The organism is Hymenobacter sp. UV11, from assembly GCF_004684095.1.
Classification (GTDB): Bacteria; Bacteroidota; Bacteroidia; order Cytophagales; family Hymenobacteraceae; genus Hymenobacter.
Window position 1 is genome coordinate 117,471 of sequence record NZ_SRII01000006.1, and the last position, 13,243, is coordinate 130,713.

The window sequence follows — 13,243 nt, forward strand, 5'->3', positions numbered from 1 at the left end:
TAGCTACTACGCCTTATGAACCCATCGACCCCGCCCAAGGGTAGTCTGGAAGACCTGTTTCGCCACCACTTGCTGGAAAGCGAGGCGGCCGCGGTGCCCCCGCGCCCGCAGGTGTGGGAGCAGCTGGACAACAGCCTGCTTCTGGCTCAGAATGAACAGTATCGGCGGCGCCTGCGGGTGCACCGCTGGGCCATTGCGGCCAGCTTGCTGCTGGCATCTCTGGCGGGCAGCGGCTGGTGGCACAGCCAGCAGCCGCAGTCGCCAACGCTAGCAACGGCTACCCCAGTGGCCCAGCCGGCCGAAGTGCCTGGCCTGGCCGCCGCACGCCGCGCCGTGGCTACGCCGGGGCTAGCGGCTGCGCCCACTACCGCGGCTATCAGCCGCTCCAGCTACTCTACCACTCCTACTCCTGCAGCTATCGACCAAACTACTACTCTTCGGGCCAAAGCCCAACCAACCGATTTTTATGCCGTGGCTACTGGCCGGGCGGCTACCTCCCGCTACCCGGCCCAGCCGGCGAACCGGCAGGTGGCCAGCACGCAGCCTGCGCGTGAGGTAGCTGCTTGGCAACAGCAGGAGGAAGACGCTACTACTGGCACGTACGCCGGCCAGCTAGGTATGGCCGGGCGTACTTCCCGCTCCGTGGCGGCGGCTACGCAGGCAACTACCCCGGCGGGCGGCCTGCAGCGGGGCTCCCTACCCCCCACTAGCAGCGCGGAAGCGGGCGTGCTGGCTCTGGCGACGGAGGTATCGGCTACCGCGCCGGTTGCGTTGGATGAGCAGACGCTGGCTGCTGTGGCCGGCACCAGCACGGCTACCCTGGCCACTCAGGAACTGGCGATGAATAGCTTGTCGGCCCACACGGTTGGCCTGGATGCGCCGGGTGCGGCATTGCCTGCCAGCCTGAGCCCGGTAGCGGTAACTATGCCGCCCGTGGAACTGGCGCGGCACTGGCAATACGGAATTTCTTACGCGGCCAGCGCCTTTCATCCCAATATCGACTTTACAAAAGCTGCCACCAGCTACAACTCCTTTTTGGGGGCCAACTCGGCCAGCCTGACCACCAGCGCAGCGGCCGAGTACCGCAACAACCTGCACGCCGGCCTGGGCCAACGCCTGGGCGTGTGGGCCAGCCGCCGCCTGGGCGGCAGCCGCTGGCGCCTGCGCACGGGCCTGGAGCTGGCCCAGAACACCGCTACTTCGGCTACTTCAATGTCGTTTGTGGGCGAGCAGGTAGCCAGCCTCACCTACGCGCAGGCCATGCGGCCCCAGTTGCAGCGCACCTCCTACCGCTACCGCTCGGCCAGCGCGGCGGCGGAGATGCGCTACGCTAGCCCACTCAAAACGGGCTTCTCGCTCTACGGCCGGGTAGGGGCACTGCTGACTGCCCTGCTCAACGTACGCAGCGATGTGGATGGCACGCCCGAGGCTACGCGCACCTATAACCTGCTCTCTACCACCTCGCCCTACCGGCCCCTCACCGCCTCGCTACGCGGCGGCGGCGGTATTCAGTACCGGCCAGTGGGCCACCAGTGGGCCCTTAACCTGGGGCCAGTGGCTGATTTTGGCATCCTGAGCCTCAACGCGGACCCGAGCCAGGACTTCTGGCATCAGCAACGGCCCTACAGCTTCGGGCTGGAGGCTGGGCTGGAGCTGGGCCGGCCGTTCAGACTACAGTAGCCTACCGGCTGCTGACCCGACTACTGCACTACTCTCCACTCTTTCCACAACAAGCTTATGTCCTTCCTGTTACGCATCTTATTGGTGGCGGTGGCCGGCCTTTGCCTGATAGGTACCCGCCTGGTTATGCAGCGCCACCTGAACACGGAAACGGCTAGGCTGGCGCCGGTAAATGCTGTGGTAGGCGACGCGAGCTACCTGGCTTTTTTTGGAGAGGCCCCAACGGCGGCTACCCCCGATTTTTTGCGCATTCAGACGCACTTGGCTTATGCCGAGCAACTGCTGCGCCAGCGCACCCCAGCGGGGCTGCCAGCGGCCCAGCGCCAGCGTCGGGCGCAGCTGCTCGATTTACTCCATAGCTACTGGCAGGCAGGCGTGTTTCCGCATAATGAAGCGCCCGATGGCCAGCGCCACCCATGCTTTATTGATGGGACGGGGCGCATTTGCGCAGTTGGCTACTTGGTGGAGCAGACGGCCAGCCGGGCCGCCGCCGAGCGTATCAATCGGCGCTTTCAGTACCAAGACATTACGCAGATGCGCGATGTGGCCCTCAGCCGCTGGGTGGCGGGTAGTGGGCTGAGCGTAGCCGACTGCGCGCTTATTCAGCCAACGTATAATTTTCAACAGCCCGAAACGCTTACTAATGGCTACGCTACCTCCTCGGCTCTGCTAGGAGGCGCCAACCTGGCGGCCATCGCGCTCAACCGCTCGGCGGCCGGCCAGCAAACGGGCCGCTGGCTGCCGCTGCTGACCATGGCTACCGGCGCTACGCAAGCCATTGTGGGCATGGGCAACTTTCCGAGCGAGGATAATTATTATAGCACTTCCGGCGATGCGCGCCGCTACGTTTCCATCGCCAACGTGGGGGTAGGCACGGCCACGCTGCTTTTCGGCACCTGGAGCCTGTTGCACCGCAGCGCTGCCAACAGCCAGCTGCCCCGCACCAGCTGGAACGTGGGCCCTTCGCCAGCGGGCGGCGGGCAGCTGGCCAGCGGTACCAGCCTTTTTGTAACGCGTCGCTTTTAGCAGCTTGCCATGAAGGCTCTTCCTTTTATTCTGATAATCAGTGGGTTGTTGGCTTGCAAGAAAGAAGCTCCCAGCCCGGCCCCAACCTTCGAACTGGTATATCAGCAGCCCGCTACCATACAGGCTAGCGGCGCGGTGCAGGCCACGCTCACGGTCATCAATGAGTCGCGCTGCCCCAGCGATGTGGTCTGTATCACGGGCGGCACGGTGGCCGTGACGGTGACTTTCACCGGCGCGGGCCCAGACCAGACCGCGCGCCTGGGCTACGACCGCAGCTACACGCGCGACTCGGTGCTGGTGACGCTGCACAGCCAAGCGTACTGGCTCCGGCTGCTGGCAGTCAATCCCTACCCCTCCACCCAGAACGCCAGCCAGGTCAGAACGGCCACGCTGCGCCTGCGCCCGCAGTAGCCCTCCCGTAGCGGGCCCTACCCCCTCGTTTTATTCGGAAGCGCAGAAACCTCGGCGGTGAGTTTGGGGTTAGGAAGATTGGCCTTTTTTCCGGTCGCCTTCGCATGTCCACGTACCAGCTTACCTCCGACTTCAAACCCACCGGCGACCAGCCGCGCGCCATTGCCGAGCTGGTAAAAGGCGTGAACGGCGGCGAGCCGGCCCAAGTGCTGCTCGGCGCCACCGGCACCGGCAAAACCTTCACCATGGCCAACGTGATTGCCGAAACCGGCAAGCCCGCCCTGGTGATGTGCCACAACAAGACGCTGGCCGCCCAGCTCTACGGCGAGTTCAAGGCATTTTTTCCGCAGAATGCCGTCGAGTACTACATCAGCTACTACGACTATTACCAGCCCGAGGCCTACATCGCCAGCTCCGACGTCTTCATTGAGAAGGACTTAGCCATCAACGAGGAGATTGAGAAGCTGCGGCTGCACTGCACCAGCACACTGCTGAGCGGCCGGCGCGACGTGGTAGTTATTGCCTCCGTGTCGTGCATCTACGGCATCGGCAACCCCGAGGAATTCAGCAAAAACGTCATTTTTCTGGCGCCCGGCCACCGCTACTCGCGCAATAACCTGCTCTACCAGTTCGTGCAGATTCTGTACTCGCGCACCGAGGTCGAGTTCAAGCGCGGCTCGTTTCGGGTGAAGGGCGACACGGTGGACGTGTTTCCGGCCTATGCCGACTATGCGTATCGCATCTATTTCTTCGGCGATGAGATTGAGGCAATTCAGAAAATCGACCCGGTGAGTGGCAAAAAACTCAGCGACGAGAAGAATATGACGCTTTACCCCGCCAACCTCTTCGTGACGGGCAAGGAGACGCTGAATACCGCCATCCACGAGATTCAGGATGATATGGTGCAACAGCACAAGTACTTCGAGAAGGAAGGCCGCGACGTGGAAGCCCGCCGCATTCAGGAGCGCACCGAGTTTGACCTCGAAATGATACGCGAACTGGGCTACTGCTCGGGCATCGAGAACTACTCGCGCTACTTCGACCGGCGCGAGCCGGGCTCGCGGCCGTTCTGCCTGCTCGACTACTTTCCCGACGACTACCTGCTGGTTGTCGATGAGAGCCACGCCACGATTCCGCAAATTCGGGCCATGTGGGGCGGCGACCGCTCGCGCAAGACCGCGCTCATCGAGTACGGCTTCCGCCTACCCTCCGCTTTTGACAATAGACCGCTTACGTTCAACGAGTTTGAGAGCATGTACCGGCAGGCGGTGTTCGTATCGGCCACGCCGGCCGACTACGAGCTGACCCAGGCCAACGGCGTGGTAGTGGAGCAGATTATCCGCCCCACCGGCCTGCTCGACCCCGTGATTGACCTGCGCCCGAGCATCAACCAGGTCGATGACCTGCTCGACGAAGTGGACGAGCGCGTGAAGGCCGGCGACCGTGTGCTGGTGACGACCCTCACCAAGCGCATGGCCGAGGAGCTGAGCAAGTACATGGACCGCCTGGGTATTAAGGTTGAGTACATTCACTCGGATGTGAAGACTCTGGACCGGGTCGAGATTTTGCGGCGCCTGCGGCTGGGTGAGGTCGATGTGCTCATCGGCGTAAACCTGCTGCGCGAAGGCCTCGACTTGCCCGAGGTGAGCCTGGTGGCCATTCTGGATGCCGACAAGGAAGGTTTCCTGCGCGACCAGCGCTCTCTTATCCAGACGATGGGTAGGGCGGCGCGCAATGAGAATGGTAAAGTCATTCTCTACGCTGACCGTATGACGGGCTCGATGCAGCGCGCCATTGACGAGACTAACCGCCGCCGAGCCACCCAGCAGGCCTACAACGAGGAGCATGGCATCACGCCCCGCACCGTGCGCAAGAGCCACGCCCAGATACTGGGCCAAACCGACCTGGCCGACTACCGCACCGTGGAAGCCCAGGCTCCGGCCGGCGCCTACGCCGAAGGCGGCGCCACCCTCGCGATGGCCGCCGAGCCAGTCATCGCCATGATGAACCGCGCCGAGCTCGAAAAGCTCATCAAAGCCACCGAGAAGCAGATGGAAGCCGCCGCCAAGGACCTGGACTTCCTCACCGCTGCCAAGCTGCGCGACGAGCTAGGGGGCCTCAAGCAGGCCCTGAAAGGCAAGCGCGATTAAGTAGCTGGTACCGTAGTTTTGGCGGGCACCCTACCCCCTCACTATGCGCAAGCTTTCGTTTATTTCTCTACTCGGCGGCTTGTTGAGCCAGGCCTACCCCGCCCTTGCTCAGCAAGCCGCCAAACCGGTGTACCTGCAGATTTTTTACGAAGGCAGCGGCTGGCTGTCGGGCCAGCGGGTTCTGTCTTACAGCCCGGCGTTTCGGGGTAAGGTCGAAGAATTAGTAGCGGAGCCCGATTCTATTCGGCAAGTATCGCCCAATGCTCACATGGAAAGGCCTACCGACTTAGGCACTACGAGCTACACAACCGTGACGACTGAGAAAGGCACGGTCGTTCCCGACCGCAATGGCAAAGTGCACTTCCAGACCGCTGCTGAGTACAAACTAGCTCAGCAGCAGGAAAAAGTCCTCCTCAACCGCAGCTTCAGGCTGCTGCAAATGCGCGGCGACCTAGCCCGTATCACCTTATCTAAGGCGCTGAATGATGCCGCCGCCGAAGGCTGGGAAGTAGTCCAAATGACTTCCTGGGGGTCGCAGGGCAGCTTGGTATACCTGCTGCGCCGGCGCTAGCTCAGCTCAGAAAGCGCTGCTGCAAAGCAGGGGTAGGCAGCATACAGCTCTCCTGCCGGCCAAACCAACGGTAGCGATGCCGCGCCACGTAGCGATACAGCGCATCGCGCCAAGTGCGCGGTAGCAGGCTGCCCACTGTTGCCAGCCGCCAAGGCCAGCCCAGCTCGCGGGTGATGCGCAGCACTGCCGCCGAGTGCGAGTACACCCGCCCGCCGCTTACCAGCATTACCGAATCGGGGTCGTGGCCGGCGGCGAGGGGGGTAGGCCGTGGGCCGCCAGCAGCGCCTGGCCCGCCGCGCTCTGCAAGGCCGCGAACCGGAAGCGACCGGCGCGGTCGTAGCGAATGATAAACTGCACCAGGCCATTGCAGAGGTTGCACACGCCATCAAACAGCACGACGGCGGGCGGGGGGGTAGGCACGGAATCGGACACGTTAGTTCTCCTTTTTTACAACGCTAACGGTGCCATCGTGCTCCAAGCGCACCGTTTTGGCCTGGCTGAGGTCCTCAAGGTTGGCGGCACCGCGCACGGCCGCGCGCATGGCCTCCTCAGAAAAGCTGGCTACACGCAGCTCAGCGTGGTGGATGTGGTCACCTTCGGCCAGAATGGATGGCTCACCCTTTATCAGGCGCCCTAAGGGAGGGATGAAATACGTAGCGTAAGCAATGGCGCGGTGCACCGCCACCAGCGTAGCTGCCGCAGCAATAGTGGCTACAAACGGCCCGGCGGCCGCAATAGCGCGGCTCAGCAGCCCACCAAGCATGAACTTGACGATGGTTTCGAGGGCGCTGCTACTGGCAAACGTGCGGCGGCCCGACAGGCGCAGCAGCACAATGGCCACAAAGGAAATGACGACGGTGCGCCAGCAAATCTGGCTGGTAGTAATGGAGCTAGCGGTAGCACTAAGACCCAGTAGATTGGACCAGAATTCATTCATATTAGCAAGTATAAAGCGAGCAGTAGCCTCCTATACGGCACCCAACTCAAACCAGCTTAGCCACAGCGCGGAAACGGGTAAAGTCAGCCAAAGCCAGTTAAGGTTCATCCGTGTGGCTCTCCAGCTCAGATACAGCCCGTGAGCGTAGCCGTGCATACTTTATCCGCTGTTTCTTCTGGTTAACTGCTTAGTAGCTGCTTAGTTTCAACTTCCCGGGTTGGTTGAGAAAGCGCGAACAGTCGTTTGCACTCCGTCGCACAACACGCGCAACCCTTCTAACCAGCTCGGTAGGACGAGCTTTTTTTGCATGATGACCCGCGAAGAGTGTACTCACCTAACCGCACAAATCCTGTGGTGGGCAATCAGCCAGTCTGCTCGCGGGTAGCCTTGCTTGCCCCGGCCTTAGAAGCGGCATTCTTCTTGCCAGCGGCAGCCGGCTGCTTGGTAGCGCTGGGCGGGGTAGGAGCAGTAGCGCGGCGCGCAGCTTTGGCCGCCGCGGCTTTTGCATTTTGCCCGGGCTCTTTTTGCGGGTTCTTCTCCTTAGAGTTGGGGTGGCGCTGGATGTAGCCGCCACCGGCTTTTTGGTAAGCTAGCGTGAGCAACTGCGACTTGCGGGCACTCCAGGTTCCGGGTTCGCCGCCCTTGGCCGCGCTACGGATTTCGGTTTTGAGGCGTTCGCGAAGCGCGGGGTCAGAGTAGGTATTTTCGGTGGTGCGGCGCCGGGCAGCAGGACGAGTCTTGGTTCGTTTGCGAGCCGGGTTGCTACTAGCTGCGGCATCGGGGGCAGGGGTTTTCATCAGGGGGCCAGAAAAGTAGAACAAGTAAAATACGTGCAACCAGCCCGGATGTTGCATGTAATCAGCAAGTCCTATATTATTTGTTTAACGTTCATTATCAGATTCTTAAACAGATAATATTATCCCATTTTAAGAGATTACACCCGCACCGCAGCAAGTGCCTGCCTACCACTTTCAATGGCCAAAATGTGCAGAGCGCAGGGCGCACGTAACTTGCCAAAATACTTTTATTTTTTATGCTCAAATCGTTATCACGTTACGTATTAGCTGGTCTGTTCACGCTCAGTACGGGCATAGGGGCATCAGCCCAGCGGGTAGGATTGGTGCTGAGCGGCGGCGGTGCCAAGGGCCTGGCGCATGTGGGTGTACTCAAGCAATTGGAGGCCAACGGTATTCCCATCGACTACATCGTGGGCAACAGCATGGGCGCCGTGGTGGGCGCCATGTACGCCTCGGGCTACTCGCCGCACGACATTGAGCAAATTGTGCTATCCGATAGTTTTCAGAGTTGGGCCAGCGGCAAGGTATTGCCTGATAAGACGTTCAATTTTTTGACTGCTGAGCCTTCGCCGGCGTCCCTGAACCTGGGCTTATCCATCGACTCCACGTTTCAGGCTACTATTTCGCCCAATCTCGTCAACGACCTCAACCTCAACTTTGCCTTGGCGCGGCTGCTGGCTCCGTCGTCGGCCGCGGCCAGCTACAATTTCGACAACCTCTTTGTGCCCTACCGCTGCTTGGCCACGGAGGTGTTTACGCGCGAGAAAGTGGTGCAGAAGTCGGGCCTGCTAGCCGATGCCGTGCGCAACTCGATGGCCTACCCCCTGGCCTTCCGGCCCATCCGCAACCTCGATGGGCGCTACCTCTTCGATGGGGCGGTGCTGGATAACTTTCCGACCGATGTGATGCGCCAGGAGTTCAAGCCCGACATTATTATCGGGGTGAACGTGGGGGATGTGGCGCTACAGAAATACCCGTTTAAGAAGGATAACGAACTACTAAATAGCACCTTGATTTTCCTGGGTACCAGCGTGGCCGATACCAACAGCGTGGGCAAGAATGGCATCTACATTCAACCCAATCTGGGCAACCTGGGCGCGGCCGACTTCGACCGGGTGCGCACGCTCATTGCCGCAGGCGACACGGCCACGCAGCTTAAGCTGGCCGAAATCCGGCAGCGCATCAGCCGCCGCGTAGATACGGTGGCCCTGCAGCGGCGGCGCCTGGCTTTTCAGCAAAAAGCGCCTACCCCCCGATTTGTGAAGGTAGAGGTGCAGGGCCTGCGCCCGGACCAGAACGAGTACGCCCGGAGTTTTTTTCGGCGCGAAGGCTCGACCTACACTCTCGACGGGCTGGAGGAAGGCTACTACCGCCTAGCTTCTGACAGCTATTTCCGCAACATTTACCCGCGCCTGCACTACGATGCAGCCCTGAAAGGCTATGTATTTAGCGTGGATGCGCAACGCAACAACAACGTAGTGGCCGAAGTGGGCTTCGCGCTCAGCAGCCGGCCCATCGAGAGCCTATACCTGGGGGTGGAGTTTCGCTACCTGCGCCGGCTGCTATACTCGGTGGCGGCCAACGTGAGCGTGGGGCGCTTCTACAACGGGGCGCAGGCGTCGTTTCGGCTGAACTCGCCGGGCCGGCTGCCGTTTTATATCGCGCCCATCGTAACCTACAACCAGTGGGACTACCAGCAGACGGGCGGCCTGCTGGGCCGCGATGTGCTGAGCACGCAGGTAGCGCAGAAAGACACCAAGATAGGCGCGCAGCTTGGCGTGTCGCCGCGCTACCGCTCGCGCGTGGTGCTCGACGTGGGCGCGTTCTACAACGTAGACAACTACGCCAATACCAGTCAGCTGCAATCGTCGGACCAGCTCGACCGCACCTCTTTCAAGGGTGGTACGGCGGCGCTGCGCTTTAATCGCAACTCGCTCAACCGCAAGCAGTATGCCACGCTGGGCAGGCAGGCAGTGGTGACCATACGGGGCGTCACGGGCACCGAAGTGTACACCCCCGGCAGTACTTCCAACACCCAGGACCTGGGCGAGCGCTCGCGCAACCACCAGTGGCTGCAGTTTCGGGGCACCTACGAGCGCTACTACGCCCTGCAAAAGGACAAATCGAGCTGGGGCTACTTCGGCGAAGTCACCTTTAGCGGCCAGGGCACGTTTTTCAACTACCGCTCCACGCTTACCAGCGCGCCCATTTTCGCGCCGCTCGTCGATTCGCGCACGCTCTTTATGGAGCACTACCGCTCGCCGCGCTTCGTGGCGGGTGGGCTGCGCTACTCGCAGGTGGTGCTGGGCAAGGTAGAATGGCGCTCGGAAGTATTCGCCCACCTCAACATTACGCCCCTCACCGATAACCAGCAGGCTGCCGACCGGGGCACGGGCATCAGCCGGCCATACCTCACGGCCATCACGGGCCTCATCCTGACTACGCCTGTGGGCCCGCTGGCCGTGCACGCCGAATACTACGACGACGCCGACCACCGCTTTGGCGTGTACGGCCACCTAGGCTACATCCTGTTCCGCGGCCGCTCATTGGAGTAGTGACGAGTGACTACTGACGAGTGACTACTGAAATTCAAATACCAAGCAACTTTAGTAGGAATTAGTCACTCGTCATTAGTCACTTATCATTAAGAAAATGGCGCCGGCTGCGGCTCGGTGGAAGGCGTGCCAACCCAGGGCCAGCCGTCGGCATCGTAGCTGACTTTGTCGAGCAGCAGCACACGGCGCGACTGGCCCTGCTCGTCGTTGATGGCGTCGAAGGTGGGCTGGCGGCGGTCGATGGCATGGTAGAGCAGCCAGTCCTGGCCCGCGGCGTCGGTCACGAGGCAGTTGTGGCCGGGCGCCTGCCAGCGGGCGTTGCCGGTGAGGATGGTACCGTCGTGACCCCGCGCCTGGGCCAGGGTTTCGTAGGGGCCGGCCGGGTGGCGGGCCCGCGCCGCCAGCACGGCGTAGCTGGCATCGGGCCCGCAGCAGTTATCGCCCGAGTAAAACAGGTAGTACCAGCCGGCGCGGTAGTGCACCCAGCTACCCTCGATGAGGTGGCCGTAGGCGGCTTGGCCAGCGGGCCGCGGCGGCACTATTACCTCGGCCACGCTGCCCGGCGCGAAGCTGAGGCCATCGGTGGCTAGCTCGCGCACCCGCAGCGGCCCAAAGCCCGAGCCCCAGAACAGCAGCTGCCGCCTGGTACCGGCTTCGACAAATCGCATGGGGTCGATATCCTGAAACCCTACCCCCCCCGCCAGCAGCGGCTGGCCGCTATCCACGAAAGGGCCGGCCGGGTGCTCGGCCACGGCCACGCCCAGGCACAGCGCGGCGGCCGGGTCGTTGGGCTGCGCGGAGTAGTAGAGCAGGTAGCGACCGTCGGCGCGGCGGCTCACGTCGGGCGCCCAAAAGCGCTGGCTAGTGGCGGCCCAGGTTGGCTTATCGGGCAGCGCCTCCCCCAGATACTCCCACTCGACCAAATTGCGCGAGCGCGCTACCTGGAAGTTGAGTATTAGCCCGTTGCGCTTGGTCTGCGTGCCGTAGGCATAGTAGTAGCCATCGGGCGCCAGCACAATGCTGGGGTCTGGAAAATCTGCATCCAGGACCGGGTTTTGGTAAGTAGCCATAAAAGTGTAGGGTAAGCTTTAGCTTGCCGGAAGAAGAATGTGCGGTAAGCTTTAGCTTGCCGTGATGTGAGTAATTGGTAGATAACGGGCGGCCCACGCGCGGCAAGCGAAAGCTTACCCTACAAGCTCGCGGGCCACAACTTCCGGCGCCTCTAGCGGCAGTAGGTGGCCGGCGCCGGGCACTACCACCAGCGGCGAGCCGGGGGGTAGCAGCGGCAGGGTTTGGCGGCGCTGGGCATCCGGCGGGATGGCGCGGTCGTTTTCGCCCACCAGCAGGCGGCAGGGTACCTGCACCTGAGGCATGAGGGCCGAAATATCCTCGCGCGAGCCAGATTGCAGCCAGGCATCCCAAGCGGCCTGGGTGGTGCGCAGGTTGTCGGCCACCACGCGCTCGTGCCATTCGGCGGGCAGCGGCTGGTTGGTTATTTTGTGAAACGTTTTTTCGGCTTCTTCGGGCTTGCCGTAGGCAGCCAGGCTGGCCGCCCGGTCGGCATCGCTGATGGGCTCGGGGGTAGGCGGCGAGGGCGAGAGTAGCAGTAGCCCACGTAGGCCCGCCGGCTGGCGCGCGGCCAGGGCCAATGCTATTTTGCCACTCATACTATGGCCGATAATCTGGTAGTCAGCAACTTGCTGCTCGGCCAAGTAGTGTACCACCCAGTCGGCGTAGCTGGCTACTGAGTAGTCGAAGCCGGCCGGGGCAACCGGCGCCCCAAAGCCGGGCAGGTCGGGCGCCAGCAGGCGGCTGCCCGCGGGCAAGTGAGGCAGTAGTAACTCAAATTCACGGCCGGAGCCGGCCCAGTAGTGCAGGGCAAGATAAGTAGGCATAATAAGTAGGGGGTAGGGCCAACGAAGCACCCGGTACTACGCGGCCGCCCGGCGGTAGTTGGTTACCTTCGCAGTGCGAACTTGCCTAAATGCGCGGAATAGAAAAAAAATAATCTTCGCCAGCATACTAGCTACTTGTAAAATTCGGGCCTAGCCTGTTACATTTGGCTCGATTATCGCGGGCTCATCTTTAGCTCACCTCACCTTTTTTAACCGCTGCACACTATCGACCGAAAGCTCTACGTTACCCTATCACCCGTAGTTCTTTATGGAACCCATGCAGCCGAGCGACTCCGCGCTCATCGACCTCTACCTGGCCGGCCGCGAAGCGGCATTTGCCCAGCTGCTCCAGCGCCACCAGGCGCGGGTCTTCACCACCATTCACCTAGTCGTGCGCGACGAGGACATGGCCGAGGACCTCACCCAGGACACCTTCATTAAGGCCATCCACACCCTCAAAAGCGGGCGTTACCAAGACGAAGGAAAGTTCGGCTCCTGGCTGTGCCGCATTGCGCACAATTTGGCCATCGATGCCTTCCGCCGCGCAAAAAGAGCGCCCCAAACGAGCCTCGATGACAACATGGGGCTTGCTAATTCGTTACACCTTTCAGAAGAGTCGGCCGACGACGCGCTAGGGCGCGAAGAGAGCCACGCGCACCTGCGCATGCTCATTCAGGAACTACCTGCTGCCCAGAAAGAAGTACTGCTGATGCGCCATTACGGCGACATGAGCTTTCAGGAAATTGCTGACGCAACCGGCGTGAGCATCAATACTGCCCTGGGCCGCATGCGTTATGCCCTCATCAACCTGCGGAAAAAAATGGCCGCTCATTCGCTCCTGTATGATTCAAACCTTACCCCACCCGACGTTGCTTCGCTACGTGTACAACGAATTGCCAGCTGACGAGCAGCACGACGTCGAGGATGCGCTGCTGCACGACCCCGCCCTCGCTGTGGACTGCGCCGACCTGCTGCTGGCCCAGCGCACCCTCAACCACCTGGCCCGCAGCCCGCGCCCGTCTACTACGGCGGCTATTTTGCAGTATTCGCGCACATTTATGCGCTAGTTTGGTCTTTTGGTTCTTGAAGAGAACGTCATGCTGAGCTTGCCGAAGCATCTTGGCCGCATCGTTGGGATTAGTAACCCGATGAGGCGGCCAAGATGCTTCGGCAAGCTCAGCATGACGTTCTTTTTTGTCTAGCCTTTAGCTTCTTGCCTAC

Annotated in this window: 14 protein-coding genes; 8 read left to right on the forward strand and 6 right to left on the reverse strand. The window is 61.6% G+C overall.

Annotation, left to right across the window (positions count from 1 at the left end):
- Positions 1-15: 15 nt before the first annotated feature.
- The 5 genes from E4631_RS12520 (at position 16) to E4631_RS12540 (ending at position 5,838) form a co-directional block, all read left to right on the forward strand.
- A complete protein-coding gene (locus tag E4631_RS12520; RefSeq protein ID WP_133656853.1) occupies positions 16-1,680 on the forward strand; it encodes a hypothetical protein in 1,665 nt (554 codons plus the stop codon).
- 57 nt (positions 1,681-1,737) lie between these two features.
- On the forward strand, positions 1,738-2,706 hold the full coding sequence (locus E4631_RS12525; protein WP_133656852.1) for a hypothetical protein: 969 nt from the start codon (positions 1,738-1,740) through the stop codon (positions 2,704-2,706).
- Positions 2,707-2,715: 9 nt separating this feature from the next.
- Positions 2,716-3,117 carry a hypothetical protein gene (locus tag E4631_RS12530; RefSeq protein WP_133656851.1) on the forward strand — a complete coding sequence of 134 codons (402 nt, stop codon included), beginning with the start codon at positions 2,716-2,718 and terminating at the stop codon, positions 3,115-3,117.
- 104 nt (positions 3,118-3,221) lie between these two features.
- On the forward strand, positions 3,222-5,267 hold the full coding sequence (gene uvrB, locus E4631_RS12535) for an excinuclease ABC subunit UvrB (protein WP_133656850.1): 2,046 nt from the start codon (positions 3,222-3,224) through the stop codon (positions 5,265-5,267).
- Between the two features lie 43 nt (positions 5,268-5,310).
- Positions 5,311-5,838 carry a hypothetical protein gene (locus tag E4631_RS12540; protein WP_133656849.1) on the forward strand — a complete coding sequence of 176 codons (528 nt, stop codon included), beginning with the start codon at positions 5,311-5,313 and terminating at the stop codon, positions 5,836-5,838.
- Position 5,839: 1 nt separating this feature from the next.
- Here E4631_RS12540 and E4631_RS26775 read toward each other — a convergent pair whose 3' ends face one another.
- The 4 genes from E4631_RS26775 to E4631_RS12555 all read right to left on the reverse strand — a co-directional run bounded on the left by E4631_RS26775 (position 5,840) and on the right by E4631_RS12555 (position 7,572).
- Positions 5,840-6,064, reverse strand: coding sequence for a thiol-disulfide oxidoreductase DCC family protein (locus E4631_RS26775; RefSeq protein ID WP_254451292.1), 225 nt, complete (start codon positions 6,062-6,064; stop codon positions 5,840-5,842).
- Positions 6,064-6,270, reverse strand: coding sequence for a thiol-disulfide oxidoreductase DCC family protein (locus E4631_RS26780; protein WP_254451291.1), 207 nt, complete (start codon positions 6,268-6,270; stop codon positions 6,064-6,066). The genes E4631_RS26775 and E4631_RS26780 overlap by 1 nt, the downstream gene beginning before the upstream one ends.
- 1 nt (position 6,271) lies before the next feature.
- Positions 6,272-6,775: a DUF421 domain-containing protein gene (locus E4631_RS12550; RefSeq protein WP_133656848.1), complete on the reverse strand. Its 504-nt coding sequence runs from the start codon at positions 6,773-6,775 to the stop codon at positions 6,272-6,274.
- 362 nt (positions 6,776-7,137) lie between these two features.
- Positions 7,138-7,572 carry a hypothetical protein gene (locus tag E4631_RS12555; RefSeq protein WP_133656847.1) on the reverse strand — a complete coding sequence of 145 codons (435 nt, stop codon included), beginning with the start codon at positions 7,570-7,572 and terminating at the stop codon, positions 7,138-7,140.
- A gap of 236 nt (positions 7,573-7,808) precedes the next feature.
- Here E4631_RS12555 and E4631_RS12560 point away from each other — a divergent pair, with 236 nt between their 5' ends.
- Positions 7,809-10,127 carry a patatin-like phospholipase family protein gene (locus E4631_RS12560; protein ID WP_133656846.1) on the forward strand — a complete coding sequence of 773 codons (2,319 nt, stop codon included), beginning with the start codon at positions 7,809-7,811 and terminating at the stop codon, positions 10,125-10,127.
- 89 nt (positions 10,128-10,216) lie between these two features.
- On the opposite strand, the gene E4631_RS12565 is transcribed toward E4631_RS12560, so the two are convergent.
- Both E4631_RS12565 and E4631_RS12570 read right to left on the reverse strand, forming a co-directional pair.
- Positions 10,217-11,197, reverse strand: coding sequence for a family 43 glycosylhydrolase (locus tag E4631_RS12565; RefSeq protein WP_133656845.1), 981 nt, complete (start codon positions 11,195-11,197; stop codon positions 10,217-10,219).
- Between the two features lie 114 nt (positions 11,198-11,311).
- Entirely contained in the window at positions 11,312-12,022 is a 711-nt protein-coding gene (locus tag E4631_RS12570; protein WP_133656844.1) for an alpha/beta fold hydrolase, read from the reverse strand.
- Positions 12,023-12,290: 268 nt separating this feature from the next.
- On the opposite strand from E4631_RS12570, the gene E4631_RS12575 reads away from it, so the two are divergent.
- Both E4631_RS12575 and E4631_RS12580 read left to right on the forward strand, forming a co-directional pair.
- Positions 12,291-12,926: an RNA polymerase sigma factor gene (locus E4631_RS12575; protein WP_133656843.1), complete on the forward strand. Its 636-nt coding sequence runs from the start codon at positions 12,291-12,293 to the stop codon at positions 12,924-12,926.
- Complete coding sequence (locus E4631_RS12580; RefSeq protein ID WP_240734853.1) at positions 12,892-13,089, forward strand: hypothetical protein; 198 nt, start codon at positions 12,892-12,894, stop codon at positions 13,087-13,089. Before E4631_RS12575 ends, E4631_RS12580 begins: the two co-directional genes overlap by 35 nt.
- Positions 13,090-13,243 lie beyond the last annotated feature (154 nt).

Excerpts from the sequence above, each read along its gene's own strand:
- E4631_RS12520 (WP_133656853.1), top strand. The coding sequence starts at position 16 with ATGAACCCATCGACCCCGCCCAAGGGTAGTCTGGAAGACCTGTTTCGC.
- E4631_RS12525 (WP_133656852.1), top strand. The coding sequence starts at position 1,738 with ATGTCCTTCCTGTTACGCATCTTATTGGTGGCGGTGGCCGGCCTTTGC.
- E4631_RS12530 (WP_133656851.1), top strand. The coding sequence starts at position 2,716 with ATGAAGGCTCTTCCTTTTATTCTGATAATCAGTGGGTTGTTGGCTTGC.
- uvrB (WP_133656850.1), top strand. The coding sequence starts at position 3,222 with ATGTCCACGTACCAGCTTACCTCCGACTTCAAACCCACCGGCGACCAG.
- E4631_RS12540 (WP_133656849.1), top strand. The coding sequence starts at position 5,311 with ATGCGCAAGCTTTCGTTTATTTCTCTACTCGGCGGCTTGTTGAGCCAG.
- E4631_RS26775 (WP_254451292.1), bottom strand. The coding sequence starts at position 6,064 with ATGCTGGTAAGCGGCGGGCGGGTGTACTCGCACTCGGCGGCAGTGCTG.
- E4631_RS12550 (WP_133656848.1), bottom strand. The coding sequence starts at position 6,775 with ATGAATGAATTCTGGTCCAATCTACTGGGTCTTAGTGCTACCGCTAGC.
- E4631_RS12555 (WP_133656847.1), bottom strand. The coding sequence starts at position 7,572 with ATGAAAACCCCTGCCCCCGATGCCGCAGCTAGTAGCAACCCGGCTCGC.
- E4631_RS12560 (WP_133656846.1), top strand. The coding sequence starts at position 7,809 with ATGCTCAAATCGTTATCACGTTACGTATTAGCTGGTCTGTTCACGCTC.
- E4631_RS12565 (WP_133656845.1), bottom strand. The coding sequence starts at position 11,197 with ATGGCTACTTACCAAAACCCGGTCCTGGATGCAGATTTTCCAGACCCC.
- E4631_RS12570 (WP_133656844.1), bottom strand. The coding sequence starts at position 12,022 with ATGCCTACTTATCTTGCCCTGCACTACTGGGCCGGCTCCGGCCGTGAA.
- E4631_RS12575 (WP_133656843.1), top strand. The coding sequence starts at position 12,291 with ATGGAACCCATGCAGCCGAGCGACTCCGCGCTCATCGACCTCTACCTG.